Genomic DNA, 20,068 nt, shown 5'->3' on the forward strand with positions numbered 1-20,068 from the left:
TTTATAAAATATAATGAGTTTTTACCAAATACGTACTCTCTTCTCTGGAGCTACATACATCGGATCCCCTTCTTTAATATCGAAAGCTTCGTAAAAAGCATCTATATTTTTAAGAGGCTCAGTTGCTCTATATCTTCCTGGAGAATGAGGATCTGTTTTCACCTGATTCATCAAAGACTCATCACGTTGCTTGGTTCTCCAAACAGTAGCCCAGCTCATAAAGAAACGTTGCTCCGGTGTAAGACCGTCGATATTTTCAGGACGTCCGGTTTCTTTGTAAAGTCGTTGTAAACCGTCATACGCTCCTAATACACCACCAAGGTCACCAATGTTCTCACCTAGGGTAAATTTACCATTGATAAATACACTGTCTAACACTTCTATACTGTCGTATTGAGCAGCAAGAGCATTTCCTCTTTCAGTAAAATTTTCTAAATCTGCTTCAGACCACCAGTTTACAAGGTTTCCATTGGCATCAAAACGAGAACCACTATCATCGAATGCGTGAGAAATCTCATGTCCGATTACAGCACCAATTCCACCGTAATTAACCGCATCATCTGCTAAATAATCATAAAAAGGTGGTTGTAGTATAGCTGCTGGGAATACGATTTCGTTATTAAACGGATTGAAATACGCGTTTACAGTTTGTGGAGACATTCCCCATTCAGTTCTGTCAACTGGCTCATCAATATCATCAAGATTATCTTTTAAATTCCAAGCACCTACGGCAACCATATTATCATAATAGGTATTACCCGGTTTTACAGCCATAGAAGAATAATCCTTCCATTTGTTAGGATATCCAATCTTAACGGTAAATTTATCCAACTTTTCAATTGCCTTAATCTTGGTAGTATCGCTCATCCAATCTAATGCATTAATACGATCTTTATAAGCCGCGATTACATTGGCGATCATCTTTTCTGCTTTTTGTTTAGCTTCCGGTGGGAACATTTCGTCCACATATAATTTTCCTAAAGCCTCACCAACACTACCATTCACTGTGCTTAATGCACGCTCATCTGCTGGCTTCTGCGCTTTCGAACCATTTAAGTACTTGCTATAAAAGTCCCAATTAGCTTTTTCAATTTCTGTAGTTAACATGCCTGCTGCACTGTTAAGTGTTGTCCATCTCATTACAGTTTTCCAAGAATCTACATCGCCTTCAGACAGTGTTTTTTGAACAACATCCATGTAAGTTGGTTGCATTACGATCAAAGTATCTAGTTTCTTTGTAACTCCCATGTCTTTAAAAGCTTGCTCCCATTGAATAGCCGGAGCCATTTTTTGAATTTCTGCCATTGATCTTGGGTTGTTGAAGTTTCTGAAATCTCTACTTGCTACTTTATCCAATCTTGGAACCGCTAGTTTAGTTTCGAAAGCAAGAATTTTCTCAGCCTGAGCACCTGCATCTTCTTTAGAATCTCCTAAAAATTGAAGCATTCTTGTAATGTGCTTTACATATTCGGCACGAATTTCAACCGACTTTTTATCTGTATTTGTGTAGAAATCTCTATCAGGAAGTCCAAGACTTCCAGGTGTAATATAGGCCGAATTCATAGCACTATTACTAGGATTAGAAAAAGCTGCTACTCCTAAAAACGGCTGAGCAACGGTAACGGCATCTTCTGTCATTACCTTTTGAAAATCGGCTACAGTTTTTATTGAAGCTATTTTATCCAAAGCGGGTTGAAGCGGTTTAATTCCGGCCGCATCTCTTGCTACCGTATCCAATTCAGATTCGAAAATCATTAAGGCTTTTGCTTGATCGGTTTCCGGAGCATATTTTCCGCTTTCCTTAGCATCGGAAAGAATCTTTAAAACATCTTTATCTGTCGATTTCCGCAATACGCCAAATCCTCCCCATCGTACTTGGTCATCTGGTATTTCTGTGTTTTTCATCCAGCTTCCATTTACATAATTGTAAAAGTCTGCTCTAGGATTTACGGTAGTATCCATATTTGATAGGATAATTCCTCTTTCTACGTCATCTGTATGCGCCATTTTCTTATCGTTCTTACATGCTACAACGGTAGCACCTATTACAATAACGACTAATGCAGATTTAAAAAATGTATTCTTCATTGGTATAAGATTGGTTTAAAAGGTTAATTTATTGTTTAATTTTTTAGATCAATACCTCCGGTATTTGTCTGTATTTTAGATTGGTTGTTACAGTTAATTTGAATTTTTATCCTGAAGTTCAGATTTATAGACTGAATCTAAAAAGCGTTTTTGTTTTTCTATTTCTTTCTTCTCATCATCCTTTCGTTCAAAATCTATATCGTCTTTCTGAAATTTCTCGTTTATTTGAAGGATAAGATTTTTTGTGGCAACATTTAATTCGAAAATATCATTTTGCAATTTTGCAGAATCAATACGAGGTTTAAATACCTCCTGTCGCAACAATGATCCTCTGGTTTTAGCAATCATTACTCGTGAAACTATAGGCTGATTTTGAAGCGTATCCGGCACTTTTTTTGTGAGCGAATCGATACGGGAAAGTAGTCGATCTGACTTAACTCGGAGGTCTTCAACCGTGCTTCCATTGATTCCTTCAGCCTCTTTTTGAAAATCTTCAAAGGCACCCCAATTAGTAATATATGTTTTTGCGTTTACAGAAAGTGTAGGAAAAACAAAGGTATTATCGCCGTATATACTGGAGGATTTTTCAAGTTGATTTGTAGTTTCAACCTCTTCCGAAGGGCTTCCACAGGAAAACACCAAGGCTACTATTAATATTAAATACCCGTAAAAAAGCTTCATTACTAAAATGGTAAGTTGCGCAAATATAATTTTAATAATGGCATAGCTGCTGTTTTTTAAGAAAGAATTAGGAGAGAATATACCTATATTTACCCTCTATTTCACAAAATGACAATGAAAAAAAGAATTCTGATTATAGGAGCTTCAGGACAAATTGGAACTGAGCTTACTACGTTTTTAAGAAAAAAATACGGCAATCATAAAGTGATCGCCAGCGATATAAAAGAAGGGGATGAAGCTTTTATGAAAGCCGGACCTTTCGAAATTTTAGATGCTATGGATTACGACGCCGTTCAGGATGTTGTTATTCGACATGAAATTACAGATGTCTATTTAATGGCTGCTATGCTATCTGCTACAGCCGAAAAGTTTCCAATGAAGGCCTGGGAACTTAATATGAACTCCTTATTTAACATCCTAAATTTAGCCAGAGACAAGAAAATTGAAAAAATATTCTGGCCGTCCAGCATTGCTGTTTTTGGACTTACCACACCAAAATCTGATACCCCACAACGAACCGTAATGGAACCTTCAACCGTGTATGGAATAAGTAAGCAAACGGGCGAGCGATGGTGTGAATACTATCATAAGCGCTACGGTGTTGATGTGAGAAGTATTCGGTATCCCGGGCTAATAAGTTATAAAACACTTCCTGGAGGTGGAACTACAGACTACGCGATTGATATTTATTACAAAGCCTTAAAGCATAAAAAATACATCTGTTTTCTAAATGCTGAAACGACTTTACCTATGATGTTTATGGACGATGCAATTAATGCGACCGTTGGTTTAATGGAAGCAGAAGATCGTGATATAAAGATTCGAAGTTCTTATAATTTGGCAGCAATGAGTTTTAATCCTGAAGAAATTGCCGCTAGTATTCGTACCCATATTCCCGATTTTAAAATCACTTATGAACCGGACTTCAGACAGGCAATCGCAGACTCATGGCCACAAAGTATAGATGACACTCAAGCCCGTAAAGACTGGGGATGGGAGCATAAAGTATCCCTTGATGAAATGACTCAGATCATGTTGGAAAATCTTAAGGAAAGCAATTAAAGCCACAAAGAGAACTGATAATCAGTAGGTAGGGAATTTATGATTTGTAGGAAATATTTAAATTTATTCCTACAAATCAGATTTTTATTCTATATTTGAATCCCCTAATTACCTACTTATGAAAAATTTAAGCCTATTAATAGTGCTTTCTATTGCACTATTTTCTTGTTCTCCCAATGAAGAGAATGCCCCAGCAGAAGAAGAAATAAATTTTGCTTCATCACCAATTATTGTTCAATATCACAGTCTTTCGAGTACTACCGGAGATATTTCGGCAAAGTATTATTTTGATGAAGACCAACGATTTACAAAGTACCATAAAATAGGAGATGGTTTTACAATCAACTATAACTACGATGGTGAAAAATTAGTTCTTATTATTAAGGAAGATCTTAACGGAAATATAATTGAACGTAAGGATGTGCTTTATAATGCTAATGATAAGATTTCCTTTATTGGTGATCGTAAATTTAAGTATGAAGCCAATGGCAACTATTATTCCGAAAGTACTAGTTACGTATCTGTTGGGCCTTATATGGTTGGAAATTTAGAAGAATTGGAGTACTCCTACGATAAATTCTACTTTCAAAACGGAAATCCAATGCCACAATATTGCTATATGAGTGGATACTTGCAAAGGAATATTGAAACCGGTGTTCTTACAGACACGGGCGCATGCAATAATCGTTGGACTGCGAATTATTCGAATAATAATGTGAATACAAGCTATTACAATGGAATTGCTTCAGAATATTACTTCGATACGAATACAAATCCGATGTATAATAACACAACTAATTTTAAAGATATTCTAGGTTTCTTTTCTTCGGAAGGAAACGGACCTGAACTTCAACAGTTATTTATTGTTTCAGAAAACAACAGAACCAACATTCAATGGGATACTACAGGTACTGAAAACACTACCTATAGCTACACTATGAATACCCTTGGGTTACCTGAAGACTCTACAGCTAAAGATTACAATAATGGCGTGTTGGTAAATGAATATCCGTTCGCAAATTACTACTATGTTGGGGATGTAATTCCTGACTAATAAAAATTATATTACTGTATAATCTGAATACTAGCGTCACTGATCGATGCTTAGTATTCAGATTTTTTTTACCCTAATTGAACCAAAGTTAAACCACCTTTTCTAAACAAGAATAAATTATTTTGTATGAAAAAAATCTACCTATTATTTATTCTTAGCATCATTTTTTCTTCATGTTCCAAAAGCGATGAAGCCGGAATTCCATTGGAATCTCAGATGGATGAGGAATTAATTGATGACCCTACTGTGATAGCGCAATATCATACCGTAAATTATAACGGAGATATTGCCTCAAAATACTATTTTGATCGCGAAGGAAGAATCTACAAAACCCATAAATTGAGTGAAGACACTACTCTTAACTATGAATTTGACGACACAAATAAACTAGTGAGCATTGACACGAAGGATGTAGATGAGAACATACTATCTTCAATCACTATTTCTTACGATAGTTACAATCGTATAATTAGTATTGACGATAGAACTTTTGAATACAATGAAGTTGAAAATTACTACACCGAAGCTGAATACTTAAACTATGATCATGACATTTTTGGTGACATAGAATGGGTTCAGAATTTGTATTATAGATTTACTTTTCAGAATAATACCAATCCAATTCCCCAATATTGTGTGTATTATGAAGAAATCACCACCAATACAACAACCGGTGAAGTTACAATTTACGGATACTGTGATAGCGATAGTAGCTTGCACATATATTATTCAAATGAAAACGTTTCTTCCGTTGGAAATGAGAGTTCAAGTAATTATGAATATGATGATTTAATAAATCCTTTATTTTCTTCGGAAAACAATTTAACCTATGTTCTTGGTTTTCTTTCTAGTTCAAATAGTTATCAGTATAATACATTGTATAAAACCATCTCTAAAAATAAAAGAGTGGCTCAAAGATATGAGAATGAAGATCCTGAAACTGCAGAGTTTTTATATAATTACAACTCGTTTAATTTACCCTTCGAAATGATTGCACAGCAGTATTATGTTGGCCAGTTGGAGTATGAAGGTTTGGCGGCAAAATATTATTATCAAGGAGATGTAATTCCTGACTAAGAAAAAAACATACTCTTAAAACATTGTTAAACAGTGTTTTACCCTGCTAAATTCCGTTATTAACCTCTACTATATCCAAATTATTTATGTGATCTTGAATAGCATTTAAAAGCTAGAACTTATGTCACATAATATAGGCCGAATGATTACTATGGCTCCATTGGGTATCGGACCAGATCATGGTAATCCTTCCGAAAATTTTGAACACGTTTCCGACCCGGTACAAGATACCAGGTTTCTCATTTTACACTTCACTAACGCCAGCTTCCCGGCCAGCAATAGCTTGGAAGTTGATTTAGGATATGGTAAGGATATTTTTAACGCCTCAGATGGTTCAGATTTCTGGACACGTCCAATTAACATCAATGCTTTTCCAGATAAGAAAGTACCTATTGAATATATAACAAATGGGGCAGTAACTGGAGGAGTCGAATTAGTTGGTTACGGCAGAGCACAAAGATTAGGCGAAGGATATCGTACATGTACATTCACAAACTGCGATTTATTTTTACATGAATCCCCTTATACAGAACCCGTATATGATCCTTTTTGGATCTGCGGAGCGAATTTTGTTACCTGTGCATCTGATCCAACTTGGAAAAACTACGACACCTTACCAAATGACATACGCAAGCAAGTAGGAAGAGCCACCTGTATGATGATCTCGGCGCACGGGGAATATTTGTCTACATGCTCAGCCACACTTGTAGGTGAAAAATTAGTCTTTTTGGCAGGACATTGTATAGCAATTGGTAGTGAGGGATCTGCGATAAGTGGAGTTGGTGTAGCATCTGCTTCAATTGTATTCGACTATGAGACAGATGAATTAGGAAATAGACCCCCAGGCTATGCGCCAAAAATATTCAAAGTTAAGGGAGCTCCAGAGTACAACTATAACTCTGAAATTGATTATGTTTTATTTGAAATAGAAGTTCCTCCAGGAGGGACTGGGATTACCCCACTTCCAATGAGAACGGACTTCCCAAGTGTAGGTGAAGATGTTTTTTGCATTCACCATCCAAACGGGGCAGTAAAGAAATTTTCACCGCGAACAGGTAATTATTTACAAGTAGCCAGCACCTCGCCAACGGGAGTTTATGTTACTCTGGATGTAGCCGGAGGTAGTTCGGGCTCTGGTCTTTACGATAAATTTGGTAATGTGGTAGGCACTTTATCATTTGGAGTTGCCTGCTCACCCTTAAAATATTATTCCACGGCTCACATGCTCAAGGAAATTGGTACCACACCGCCACCTCCTGCAGTAGATAGAGACGTTATGATAGTCTTAGACCGCTCTGGTTCTATGTCTGAAAGTACTTTCTCGGGGGGCACAAAAATTGAAGAAGCAAAAGATGCGGCTTCACTTTTTATTACAATGATTCAACAGGAAGAAGGACATAGAATTGGTCTTGTTTCCTTCAGTAACACCTTAGACCTAGACTTTGATCTACTACCAAATTCCAACACGAACATAGCAAATTTGGTAGGTCCACCACCCTATTCCGCAGGTATACTTGGAGATATAATAACCGGCGGAACTACTTCAATTGGTGGTGGCATAGACTTAGCATTAGATCAGTTTTCAGGTGCCGTTGATAAAGATGAAGTAATTTTATTACTCACAGATGGGATGCAAAATGCGCCACCTTCCATAGAATCAATCGAAGGAGATATAAATAATAGACGATTATGCATTGTAGGCTACGGAGATGAAACAAACCTAAACGGTCCATTATTAGCTAGTTTAGCGGTCTTTAATGATGGAAGCTATACGGTTGCACAAGATGAGCTTAGTCTTAAGAAGTTTTTTGCCGCATGTTTCGGAGATATTTTTGAAGCAGGTTTTTTAATGGATCCAGATTTTAATTTACCTCGCGGACAAGAACGTGCAAAAGAACCTGTTTTATTTAATGTTTGTGGGGAGGAATCAGTTACCATAGTAGTGGGTTGGGACAAACCAGAAGCGTCCTTACTTTTTAGTGTAGAAACCCCGGCGGGACAACCAGTTTCAATAGGGGATCCAGAAATTACATCAACTTTTGGTCGTAGCTGGAGACATATGCGAATAAAACTACCTTATAAAAGTGAGCATGATGGCGAATGGAAGATTTATGTGTACAGACCCGGAACTCAGGGAGAATTTCCATCAGCGCCAATTGAACTTAACTATTTTGTGAATGTTATCGCCAAAGGAGGCCCAACATTAAAACATATTTCGAACAAAAAAAGGTATTATACCGGGGATGTTATTAACCCAATTGTAAGACTCTTTTACCCAAACAATTTTTCACCCGGACATGGAGCGATTAAAGTAACTGTGACGAAACCAGAAGAAAGTCTTGGAAACATATTAACGAAAAGCGGACTTATAGATCCTACCCAAAGTTCGGGAGACACCATTCCTGCTATTAATGCTACCTTAAAAAAATTAGCGTCAGATAAAAATCAGCGACTCGTAACTTATACAAAGGAAACATTCGAACTTTTTGACGATGGAGCACATGAAGATGGTGCGATGGAGGATGATGGAATCTTTGGAAATCCATTAACCGATTTACTGAAACACTCTGGGGTCTACACTTTTCATGCACAGGCCAAATATGGTCATGATTGCGAAGCCTCTAGAGAAACTGTTTGGTCGATTTATGTGGATACGAAAATTGACCCAAGAAATACAGTTATTGATAGCATATTAATTAGTACTGGACCAAGTGGTTTGGAGCGATGGAAATTTACATTTACGCCAAAAGATTCATATGGCAACTTCCTTGGACCAGGTAGAAACGACGGTTTTATTGTAACTGGGGCATTTGGAAATGTTACAATAGGTGATTTAAAAGATCTTGGTAATGGTAGCTATGAAGCGATTGTGGATTTCGACCCATCTTCGGGTGGACATCCGGGAATCACTATCGATCAAGCAGATACACCCACAACGGTTTTCTGCCCACCAAAGGACGATAAACCTACCTCAAAATTCGGATTACTATGCTGGTTGTTAATCTTATTTTTGATTCTGATCATTATTTTATTGTTGATTTTTAAATAAAATCTTTAGGAAGAGTTATTGTTCGTAATTAAACCTAGGATTTGCTCAGTAATAATTTTACTTATACACACCAAAAGAGGCGGTCTTTTCAGACCGCCTCTTTATGGTTTTTTGTGTTTTCATGGGCAGACATTGCCGGCAATCACTTCAGAAAAATAAAAATCCCGATCTAAAATCTAGATCGAGATTTTCACGATTCCTCTTCTTGTGCCTGACTGTAAGCTCCAAAGAATTAAGAATAGAATGGTTAGTTCATATTCTAATGCGTTTTAAGCATTTTTTTAGTAGCAATCAATTGCCCATCTGCGATAAGACTGTAAGTATACATACCAGAACTTAAATCACTTCCAAATACGATTAAACTACCTTTTCCCCTACTATCCAAATTAACCGTTTGTATTAATTGTCCGTTGAGATTATAAAACAAAATTTGAGCTTTTTGGACTGTAGTGGGAAGTTCATAATCTATAGTTGTTTGCTCAGCAAAAGGATTGGGTACATTTTGCTCCAGTACTATCATTTCTCCATTATTAAGGTGAACATTTAAAACACTTCTTAATTCTTCTTGTTGAGAAGGATTATTTTTATTAACACCATTATTATTTACTTTACATAATAAAGGTAGGATATTACTCAAACAGTTTTCCAATTGTGTTAAACGCTCATTTAGATTATCAATTAATGCATCTTTGTCGGTTAACGCAACTTGCTGTTCTTGCATACCAGCAATTAATAGTGGTATAAATTCTTGATAATTCAATCCTTTGTAATTTAATTGAGCTTGAGTTTGTTTTCCAAGAGTATCATATTCAGCAACCATTACAATATCACTAACTAAGTCGGGTAAGACTTTTTCTACTTCTTGTGCAATTAAGCCCAAGTGTTGTTTAGAATCAAAACCTAAATAGGAATAATTAGGAGAATCTAAATTATAGGATTTAGGAGATAGTTGATTTATAATACTTATTGCCTCAGTTAAAGGTAGTTGATTGGTTTTAAACTGATTATCTGAAGCTGTAATATGGGATCCAGTAATCATGACATTCCCTTGAAACCAACCAGCATAACTGTTAGGTCCATTGGAAGAACCCCGAACTCCAATATTAAAGTCTGCGCCATTCGCATTACCTTCAACTCCAATATTTTGCAATCCTGGGTTGGAAGAATGCCCAAATACTCCTGTTTTTTTTCCTGAAGTGCTTCTCGCAGCGGTTCCTTGTATACCAATATAATCGCCTATACCAATAACACCTGATGCAGGTGTTGCATTGACAATTAAACCAGAAATTAGACTGTTACTAATGCCAACCATTGAGATGTTTGCACCAGAATATAAACTCGATGTATCTTCTGTTTCAGTTCTCAGGTTGAAACCAGAATATGCAGATCCAGGACTACTTGTGCCGCTTATTTTGCTGCTAATTTCTATTGCATTTTGCCCTGATGTTTGAGTTTTTTCAGCATTAATTGTTAATTTTCTACCCTCAGTAAATCGAAGAGCATCGTTTCCTTTGCTATCTTTCATTAGTAAAATATGCTGCCAATTGTCATCATTTTGAATGCTCACTTTTGAATCAAACATACCTCGAAAACCTATTCTACCATTTCCAGCGAATAATAATCGTTTGCCATTCATTGGTATTTCTCTAGCATTTAATAGTTCTCCACCGTTTAATACTGTTCCATTAGTATATGCTTGTCCTAATTGTACTTGATTACTATTACTTGGATTGATGGATAATCCATTATTGGCTTGAGTGATACCTGTTCCGCCACCACCTAATGTCGCAGCATCTCTCCAATGCACTCTGTTTAAATCATCAGGGTCTGCAACCAAAATTTTACTTAACTCATTATTCTGACTTATGGTTCTTATTCTTAAATCACCATCAATATCTAATTTGGCATCTATAGGTGCGGCCACAGTAAAATCTCCAATACCCATCATGCCGTAATTGGGAGCTGATAATGGAGTTGCTAGTTGTGGTACAAAGCGAGCCACTTCCAGCCCATTAGATGAGTTTGCAGGAGCAGTAGAAGAATTTGTATTGGAAGTAAAAATAAATCTTAAATCATTTTGTCCTACATTATCTCCCCAATTAATTATTGCATCAGCTTTACTGCTTCCTTCCGCTTTTAATCCAATAAACGTATTATCCTTCCCATCACTTGTAAAACTTCCAATATCCATCCAATTTCTCCATCCATCGGTTGAACTACCTCCAACGCCACCAGTGTTATAGCCTAAGTGTAGCAAACTTCGAGGTTGTGTTATCGGATCATTTCCTTGATGGCTAAGAGCTACCCGGGTAATATTATTGTTAGTTGCACCTGCCGGATCAGGAACGCTTGGTGCCCCTATGCTGGTAATTCGCATACGTTCACCATTATTGATTCCTCCTGAGCCATTATTCCAATCTGTTTGGATGATAAGAGGTCTATTTTCTTGTTGCCTGATGTAAGCTGTTCTGTTTGGTCTAATTCCTATACGTAAACCATCATCAACAGTTTGTTCTGTGCCATTTTGATTAGTTATTTGAAGCCAAGTTTGCTCATTCCCTACTCTACTCATATGCAGAAGCGATGCAGGGCTGACATAATTCATATTATCAATACCAAAGGTAGGCCCCAAACCCATTAGACCTTGACCTGTAAAGCGAGCAATATGCAGGCCATCTAAATCCGTAGCGAGAGTTAAATCATCCGATATGTCCGCACTACCACTTCCAGAGGTGAAACGAAATGATAATACATCAGGACCAGCTCCATTGCCAGGATTATCACTCCATGCAATAGTTGTTTCTGTTTTATCTGTTCCATTGCCAACTTTACGAAGACCAATATATGACAAATCATTGTTATCTGTAAAGGTTATTCCTGTACGCATCCAATCACGGTAACCCACTGTTTGTACAAAAGTTCCTTCGTCACCATTTAGATGAAGTAAGGAGAATGCCCCAAAATTTGGAACATTAAATATATTCTGAGACCATTGTGAACGATTACCTAACAACATAAATCCATTACGATTTCCTCCGTGACCACTAATGGGATAACTTATATCTCCATTTAACTTCATAGTTGATACGCCGTTGGTGTAGGTGTAAATTGGACTATTCCACATTGTACCGAAGATGTTAGCTCCACGGGGTATAGTGTTTCCAAAATTATTTCCACCTCTATACCAAGCAGCGGCGGCACGGGCACTGGTATTTGTTCCCGGAGGAGTACCTTGCGGATCAGTTTGAGAGAAAGCAATCATTGGTGCAATCACTACCATAGTGATTGCCATTGTTCTAAAGATTTTCATAATTTAAAATTTTAGTTAGTAAATAAGGTCAATATATTTTGCTTCTAAATTCGCTCAACTCATGTTCGGTCATCATTAAAAAGTAATCTGAAAACCCATTTAGGTTTTGGAGAATCTAGCATCATTAGCTAAGACTTAAGCCAGAAAATCCCTGCCAAAATGATGACAAGAAAATAAATTTGTTACGTGGGAATAATAGGAGGGAATTATTAAATATACTGATTTTCAGCTTATTAGTAAAATTATTCTTATCTTTTAAAAAGATGCATGTATTCGTTTTTTTGATTTATGTGCCTAACGGTGTAGTACAAGCACTTTTTTAAAAGTAACTTTAATCGTCAATTCTAATAATTAATTTGAGTAAGAGAATTTGTCATATGATAAAGTCTTGTCCGTTTATTAGTGCAATCATAAAATACATTTCCAACTATGATTGTTAATAACGACGCGTTAGGGATAGCAGCGGCATCCCATGTAGTAGTGTAAACTCACTACATGGATATAGCGCATAGCCCGCTCGAACGCCAATAAAGAATAGAAATTGATAAAAACTATCTGAAATCTCTGAAAATTATTAATTTATGGAACTATTAACGCCTTAGCAACTATTAAATGTGGGGCTAAAGTAGTTAGCCTGGGGATTTTATGCAGATATTGTTTATTAGATATCTTAAAAACACTATCTTGAAAAAAATCTATCTGAAACAATCCTAATAGTTACTATTGTATTCTAAACCAGAGTCTTGTCAAGAAAAATTTCTATAAAAAATAAATTAATATACCCTCTAATCCTATTGGCTTTTGGATGGATTTTAATCAGTGCTACCATCGATTTGGATAACCTTTTTAATTATGCCAACCAGGATATTCCAGAATATATTTCATTTGACAATACAAATGATAATCATATAGATGACAGGACAGCCACTTTAGGTCGTGTACTTTTCTATGATAAAAATCTTTCCAGCGATGGCACTATAGCCTGTGCAAGTTGCCATATCCAAGCGCACGCTTTTAGTGATCCAAACGTTCAGAGTACAGGGGTTAACGGACTTACTAGCCGGCATTCCATGAGACTTGTAAATCCTAGATTTTCGCGCGAAGAGCATTTTTTCTGGGACGAACGTGCTGCAACACTTGAAGACCAGACATCTCAACCCATACAAGACCATATAGAGATGGGGTACAGCGGCACCAATGGTGATCCCACTTTGACGGATCTTTTAAATGATATGGAAAACATAGATTATTACAACACCCTTTTTGAATTTGCTTTTGGTGATACTGAAATCACAGAAAACCGTATTCAATTCGCTTTGGCTCAATTTATAAGAAGCATTCAATCCTTCGATTCCCGGTTTGATGAAGGTTTTGCGCAAGTAAGCCATACAGGTGAAACCTTTCCAAATTTCACGGAGCAAGAGAACAGAGGTAAGGAATTATTCGTAAACAGTGTAGGTTGTGTTAATTGTCATATTCCTCCCGAATTTTCGATTGAAATACACTCAGCAAATAATGGTGTGATCACCGTAGCTGGAATACCTGGTGAAATAGATTTAACAGTTACCCATCCGCCATCCCTTAGAGATCTTGTAAACCCGGTAGGTGACCTAAATACTCCCCTGATGCATGATGGGAGTTTTACAAGCCTTTTAGACGTAATTAATCATTATAATGATATCCCAAATAACCCAGCAAATACCAATTTAGACGTACGATTAACAGATCCCAATGGAGATCCACAGCAGCTAAATCTTACCGAAGATGAAAAACAAGAGTTGGTTGCATTTTTGAGAACGCTTAGCGGTACAGACATCTATACGAACGAAAAATGGTCAAATCCTTTCGAACCGGACGGCTCCATAACTATTATTGGTGGCACTTTGGGTATTTCTGAAGAAAGCCTGACCCCTTTCATTTCCATTTCCCCAAATCCAGTAGTTAATATTGCATCGATTGAAACCAACCTTGGGCAATTCGAAGTTTGGATTTACGACCTAACTGGAAAGTTGTTGTTCCAAGAAGAGGCCACTGCTCAAACAATGGTTGATTTTAGTACTAAAGCTTCCGGATTGTATTTTGTGATAATAACTTCGGAAAACAGTTTGCAAATTACCAAACGTTTGGTGAAGAAGTAAGAAAGCCTACTTATCGCTTAGGATAATTAATTAATAATAGTGTATCTCTTAAATGCAACTTCAACATCCTTTTACCCTGTGTCGTTTTAAAATACGACTCTCGTCTTACTGCGTCTTTTTTACTTATAAATAATTCACAATAAACCAATTTTAAAGGCCTTCGCTTTGAAGTACTTATTGTATATCCTGCATTATGGTCTTTGAGTCGTCTTTGAACATTTGTTGTATAACCATGATATAACAGCAAATCCCGTTCGCTTTGAAGAATATATACACAATAAGGCAAAATCATCATCAGTCTAAAAGTTATTATATTATTAAACTGAGGATAGTTATAAAGATATAAAAAAGTCTCACGATTTCTTATAAGGCTTTTAATCTAATTGGCTATAAAGTAGAGCGAAGCTCACTTTATAGCCGTGAAGTGAGCTAGACTCAACTCATTTTAACACTTCATTGTCTTAAGGAAAGATTATTACAACTGCTTTTTAACGAAAAAAGCCCACTCAAATTGAGTGGGCTTTTAAGCTGTTTTCGGCTATAATGTAGAGCGATGCTCACTTTACAGCCGTGAAGTGAGCTATGCTCTACTTCTCGGCTCCTCTTCTTGGGCTCCCTTCGTCACATTCCTAAGGTCATTCGCTCAGGATAAACTTCTCGCTATGAAAACTATATTATAAACAAAAATCCCGACCTAAAAATAGATCGGGATTTTCTCTGGGCTCCTCTTCTTGGGCTCGAACCAAGGACCCTCTGATTAACAGTCAGATGCTCTAACCAACTGAGCTAAAGAGGAATTTCATATAGAAATTTAAAAGGTTTTATCCTTTTAGCTTGCCTATTTACCGAAGCTTTCGATGCGTAGGCGGGTGCAAATATAATTTATTTTTAAAATGTCGCAAAAAGAAAAGTGTATTTTTTCACTATTTAAATATTGCTCTATAAATATCATTCCCGTTTGCAAACAGAACCAAGGCTATTAATAAAAAGAATCCAGCCATTTGGGCGTACTCCATAAACTTCTCATTTGGCTTTCTACCAGTTACAATTTCATACATTAAAAACATTACATGCCCACCATCTAGGGCAGGGATAGGAAGTATGTTCATAAAGGCTAAAATGATAGAAATCAAGGCTGTCGTTTCCCAAAAGCTCATCCAGTCCCAAGTATCCGGGAATAAGTTTCCAATCGCACCAAAACCACCTACCTGTGTCGCTCCTTTACTTGTAAAGACGTATTTAAATTGTTTTACATAATCCTTCAGGATATTATATCCATAACCAACACCTCCTGTTATACTCTCTCCCAATCCATAATCCAAGTGCGTGGTTTTGTCGTACAATTCTCTTCCGAAGTTATTAACCCCAAGAATTTTGTCTTCTTCCGAAGTTGATACTCTCAAGGTATCTAAGCTATTGTTTCTGGAAATAACCACTACGTTTTCAAAACCATCATTCGACTTAATACCTCTTGTAAATTCATGCCAATAGTTTACAGGCGTCCCATTTACAGCTACCACTTTATCTCCTTTTAAAAATCCTGCCTTTTCTGCCGGATAATCCACAAGTACAGTATCAATCACTGATAACCTCATAGGCTGAAAAGGCTTCAAAAGATCAATTTTAAACATTTCAGTACCTATATCTTCAGGTAAGGACAAGGTTTCAACCATGCCATCTCTATGTTTAACCTCTACCGTTTCAACATCACGCAAAAATAAGTATTTGTTAATCTGGGTTACATTTTCAAAATCCTTTCCGTTTACCTTCAGAATTTGGTCTCCATCTTGAAAACCATATTGATTAAATTGCTCTGCAACCGCAAAACCTTCCGGTAGATCGGCATTGGTTGTAATATCTCTTCCGTAGAAATACAACAAACTCATATAGATTACAAAACCTACGATGATATTCACTGTAACTCCACCAAGCATGATAATTAATCGCTGCCATGCCGGCTTGCTTCTAAATTCCCAGGGCTGCGGTGGACCAGCCATCTGCTCCTTATCCATACTCTCATCGATCATCCCGGCGATTTTCACATAACCACCTAATGGCAGCCATCCAATACCGTAGACGGTATCACCGATTTTCTTTTTGAAAAGGGCAAACTTCACATCAAAAAAGAGAAAGAACTTCTCTACTCTTGTTTTAAATAATTTTGCTGGTATAAAATGTCCCAATTCGTGTAATACGATCAATAAGGACAGACTTAATAATAACTGAATTGCTTTAACGGCAAATGGACTCATAGTTTCTGAAATAAATTATAAAAACAACTTCATTTTAAATATTCGGCAAACGTCCTGTTCAAAAATTGAACCTAAAATGAAATCACTTCCGAAGCAACCGCTCCAGAACGAAAATTAACGCACAAAAGTACTGTTTTATGACCTCTTAAAAAAATTCCGTTTTCAGTTTGTTAACGGTGCTAAACATTTATGAATTTCAATTGGCTCATTCCTTTTTTTGATAGTAATTTTGCATAAAATATTTTAAAATAATGCTTCAGTTCTTTTCAAAATATAAGTTCCTCGCTGTAGTACTTTTTGTGCTTTCAGCCATTATTATCACTATCATTTACAACATTTTGAAACCCACTGAAATTCTTCCGGTATTTCAACCTTCACAAGTAAGCTCCGAAATGGTCGATAGCACACTGCAACATGTAAAAAAGTATCACGTTATAGCCGACTTTGCCCTTCAAAATCAAAATGGAAAAACCATCACTCAGAAAGATTACAACAACAAGATCTATGTAGCCGATTTCTTTTTTACTACTTGTCAGACAATTTGTCCTGTTATGACCGATCATATGTTAGAAATACAGGAAAAGCTGAAGAACGATACCGACATTCTATTACTCTCTCATACCGTAACCCCGGAAATCGATTCGGTAGCTCAACTTAAAAAATATGCAATCGAAAAAGGTGTGAACGATGCCAAATGGAATTTGGTGACCGGCGACAAAAAAGAAATCTACACCCTGGCACGAAAATCGTATTTGGCGGCGAAAGACAATCCCTACGAGGAAAACGACCTTATACATACCGAAAATTTTGTGTTGGTCGATACTCAGAAGAGAATTCGAGGCTTTTACGACGGGACCGACCCGGAAGCCATCGAGCAACTACTGCATGATATAGAGGTTTTGAAGAAAGAAAAATAAAGCTGAAAAAACGCGATTACTTTATCCTTTCAAATCCTTGCAAGGCTCTTTATTTTCACCTACTTTTACCTTGTTTAAAATCAATCTAAATAAGAGAATGTTAACAATTGCCTCCTTAAAAAAAGGTCAACGAGCGATCATCAAAGAGTTTTCGATCGATGTTGTGCCATTAAAACTTTTGGAAATGGGTTGTCTTCCCGGTAATGAAATAGCATTGGTTCAAACCGCTCCATTTCACGATCCCTTGTATCTAAACATTAATGGTAGCCATTTAGCCATTCGAAAAGACACAGCTTCCCAAATTGAAATTGAATTGATAGATTAACATGGCCAAACAGATCAACGTTGCACTTATTGGAAACCCGAACACGGGGAAAACTTCGGTGTTTAACGTTCTCACGGGTCTTAATCAGAAAGTAGGAAATTATCCGGGCATAACCGTTGAGAAAAAACAAGGTGTCTGCAAACTCCCAAGAGGTGTAAAAGCCCATGTTATTGATCTACCGGGGACTTACAGCTTGAATGCTTCCTCATTGGATGAAAATGTTGTTATCGAGCTACTGCTTAATAAAAACGATAAGGATTTTCCTGATGTTGCAATTGTCGTTACTGAGATTGAGAACCTCAAACGAAATCTACTACTTTTCACCCAAATTAAAGACCTTGGAATCCCTACAATTCTCGCCATCAACATGGCAGACAGGATGAAACGCAAAGCGATTTCACTGGATATTGAACTGTTGGAAGAGAAACTGGAAACCAAAATAGCGCTTATAAGTTCGCGAAAAAATATTGGCTTCGATACACTCAAGGATCTAATTACAAATTATAACCAGCTTTCAACAAAACCTTGTGTAAATGCTTCCAGTATTGCGCCGGAGTATTTTGACCGACTTCGGAAGGTATTTCCAAATCAGGATTTGTACAAACTGTGGTTGGTAATTACTCAGGATGTTAACTTCGGAAAACTGGAAAGGAACGAAATGCAGGGAGTTGCTTCTTTTCAAACAGAGTCGAAAAGTAATCTGAAGCGACTTCAGCAGAAAGAAACTATCGCGAGATACCAATTTATAAACGGTGCCTTAAAAGAAACGCTCACCATCGATACTGCAAATGCCAAAGACCTTAGAAGTAGGTTGGACCGTATTTTAATCCACAAGGTTTGGGGATATGTTATTTTCTTCGGACTACTGCTCCTTATGTTTCAAGCTATTTTCGATTGGAGTAGCTACCCAATGAATTTTATAGACACTACATTCGCGTCATTAAGTGAATGGGTAAAAAATACTATGCCTTCTGGAGATTTCACCAATTTAATTGCTGAAGGTATCATTCCGGGACTCGGCGGAATTGTAATTTTTATTCCGCAAATAGCCTTCTTGTTCCTCTTTATTTCTATGCTCGAAGAAAGTGGCTATATGAGCCGTGTAGTATTTTTAATGGACCGGATCATGAGACGCTTCGGGTTAAGCGGAAAGAGTGTGGTGCCATTAGTTTCAGGTACTGCATGTGCCATTCCTGCAATTATGGCGACTCGTAATATCGAAAACTGGAAAGAACGACTTATTACCATCCTTGTAACTCCGTTTACAACCTGCTCAGCACGATTACCTGTTTATTTAATTATTATTGCTCTTGTGATTCCTGAAGGTCGTGTATTGGGTATTTTTAGCCTACAGGGATTAACCCTTATGTTTTTATACCTTCTTGGTTTTGGTGCTGCTATTTTCTCAGCCTATTTGCTAGATAAGATCCTCAAGATTCGAAGCAAGACCTTTTTTGTGGTAGAGATGCCAAATTATAAGCTCCCAATGCCCAAAAACGTTATAATTACGGTAATTGAAAAAACAAAGTCATTCGTATTTGGCGCAGGTAAAATCATTCTTGCAATATCCATTATCCTTTGGGTATTAGCATCTTATGGTCCTGGTGATTTTAACAGAGCTTCAGAAATAGTTACACAAGAAACCGCAGCAACAAATCTTTCCAAAGAAGAAATTGAAACTAAAATTGCTTCTTATAAACTAGAACATTCCTATATCGGAATTATCGGAAAAGGAATAGAACCTGCCGTTCGACCGTTGGGGTACGATTGGAAAATAGGGATTGCCATTGTAAGTTCTTTTGCCGCAAGAGAAGTATTCGTTGGCACATTAGCCACTATTTACAGCGTTGGAAGTGAAGAAGAAGAAACCATTAAAAACCGAATGGCAGCTGAGGTGAATCCTATTTTAGGAACTCCCTTATTCAATTTCGCCAGCGGAATTTCATTATTACTATTCTATGCTTTCGCGATGCAGTGTATGAGTACGCTTGCCGTTGTTAAAAAGGAAACCAACAGTTGGAAATGGCCTATGTGGCAACTATTTGTTATGACAGCCATTGCCTATGTAGTCGCTTTGGGCGCTTATCAATTATTAAAATAAAAATTATCCTTAAC

General features: G+C 37.0%; 13 protein-coding genes and 1 tRNA gene. 8 read left to right on the forward strand and 6 right to left on the reverse strand.

What is annotated here, in order from left to right; all coding sequences use genetic code 11:
- Positions 1-21 precede the first annotated feature (21 nt).
- Together BXY75_RS01355 and BXY75_RS01360 are read right to left on the reverse strand one after the other, a co-directional pair.
- A complete protein-coding gene (locus BXY75_RS01355) occupies positions 22-2,088 on the reverse strand; it encodes a M13 family metallopeptidase (protein WP_121905903.1) in 2,067 nt (688 codons plus the stop codon).
- 93 nt (positions 2,089-2,181) lie between these two features.
- The gene (locus BXY75_RS01360; protein WP_121905904.1) at positions 2,182-2,769 is read right to left on the reverse strand and encodes a hypothetical protein; all 588 of its coding nucleotides are present in this window, start codon (positions 2,767-2,769) and stop codon (positions 2,182-2,184) included.
- Positions 2,770-2,883: 114 nt separating this feature from the next.
- Here BXY75_RS01360 and BXY75_RS01365 point away from each other — a divergent pair, with 114 nt between their 5' ends.
- The 4 genes from BXY75_RS01365 to BXY75_RS01380 all read left to right on the forward strand — a co-directional run bounded on the left by BXY75_RS01365 (position 2,884) and on the right by BXY75_RS01380 (position 9,011).
- Complete coding sequence (locus BXY75_RS01365; RefSeq protein ID WP_121905905.1) at positions 2,884-3,831, forward strand: NAD-dependent epimerase/dehydratase family protein; 948 nt, start codon at positions 2,884-2,886, stop codon at positions 3,829-3,831.
- A 118-nt stretch (positions 3,832-3,949) separates the two neighbouring features.
- Complete coding sequence (locus BXY75_RS01370) at positions 3,950-4,885, forward strand: hypothetical protein (protein WP_121905906.1); 936 nt, start codon at positions 3,950-3,952, stop codon at positions 4,883-4,885.
- A 126-nt stretch (positions 4,886-5,011) separates the two neighbouring features.
- A complete protein-coding gene (locus BXY75_RS01375; protein WP_121905907.1) occupies positions 5,012-5,962 on the forward strand; it encodes a putative periplasmic lipoprotein in 951 nt (316 codons plus the stop codon).
- A 121-nt stretch (positions 5,963-6,083) separates the two neighbouring features.
- Positions 6,084-9,011, forward strand: a complete 2,928-nt coding sequence (locus BXY75_RS01380; protein ID WP_121905908.1) for a VWA domain-containing protein — start codon at positions 6,084-6,086, stop codon at positions 9,009-9,011.
- A 259-nt stretch (positions 9,012-9,270) separates the two neighbouring features.
- Here BXY75_RS01380 and BXY75_RS01385 read toward each other — a convergent pair whose 3' ends face one another.
- Positions 9,271-12,321: a tail fiber domain-containing protein gene (locus BXY75_RS01385; RefSeq protein ID WP_121905909.1), complete on the reverse strand. Its 3,051-nt coding sequence runs from the start codon at positions 12,319-12,321 to the stop codon at positions 9,271-9,273.
- 743 nt (positions 12,322-13,064) lie between these two features.
- Between BXY75_RS01385 and BXY75_RS01390 the strand changes: the two genes are divergently transcribed.
- Positions 13,065-14,459: a cytochrome c peroxidase gene (locus BXY75_RS01390; protein ID WP_121905910.1), complete on the forward strand. Its 1,395-nt coding sequence runs from the start codon at positions 13,065-13,067 to the stop codon at positions 14,457-14,459.
- 10 nt (positions 14,460-14,469) lie between these two features.
- On the opposite strand, the gene BXY75_RS17375 is transcribed toward BXY75_RS01390, so the two are convergent.
- From BXY75_RS17375 to rseP, 3 genes are all read right to left on the reverse strand, one after another.
- Positions 14,470-14,754: a GIY-YIG nuclease family protein gene (locus BXY75_RS17375; protein WP_211331802.1), complete on the reverse strand. Its 285-nt coding sequence runs from the start codon at positions 14,752-14,754 to the stop codon at positions 14,470-14,472.
- Between the two features lie 427 nt (positions 14,755-15,181).
- Positions 15,182-15,255, reverse strand: a tRNA-Asn gene (locus BXY75_RS01400).
- Between the two features lie 127 nt (positions 15,256-15,382).
- Positions 15,383-16,711, reverse strand: a complete 1,329-nt coding sequence (gene rseP, locus BXY75_RS01405) for an RIP metalloprotease RseP (protein ID WP_121905911.1) — start codon at positions 16,709-16,711, stop codon at positions 15,383-15,385.
- 251 nt (positions 16,712-16,962) lie between these two features.
- On the opposite strand from rseP, the gene BXY75_RS01410 reads away from it, so the two are divergent.
- From BXY75_RS01410 to feoB, 3 genes are all read left to right on the forward strand, one after another.
- Complete coding sequence (locus BXY75_RS01410; protein ID WP_121905912.1) at positions 16,963-17,628, forward strand: SCO family protein; 666 nt, start codon at positions 16,963-16,965, stop codon at positions 17,626-17,628.
- Between the two features lie 97 nt (positions 17,629-17,725).
- A complete protein-coding gene (locus tag BXY75_RS01415; RefSeq protein ID WP_121905913.1) occupies positions 17,726-17,953 on the forward strand; it encodes a FeoA family protein in 228 nt (75 codons plus the stop codon).
- A 1-nt stretch (position 17,954) separates the two neighbouring features.
- Positions 17,955-20,054, forward strand: a complete 2,100-nt coding sequence (gene feoB / locus BXY75_RS01420; RefSeq protein ID WP_121905914.1) for a ferrous iron transport protein B — start codon at positions 17,955-17,957, stop codon at positions 20,052-20,054.
- Positions 20,055-20,068: the final 14 nt, after the last annotated feature.

This window comes from Ulvibacter antarcticus (assembly GCF_003688405.1).
GTDB classification, from domain to species: Bacteria; Bacteroidota; Bacteroidia; order Flavobacteriales; family Flavobacteriaceae; genus Ulvibacter; species Ulvibacter antarcticus.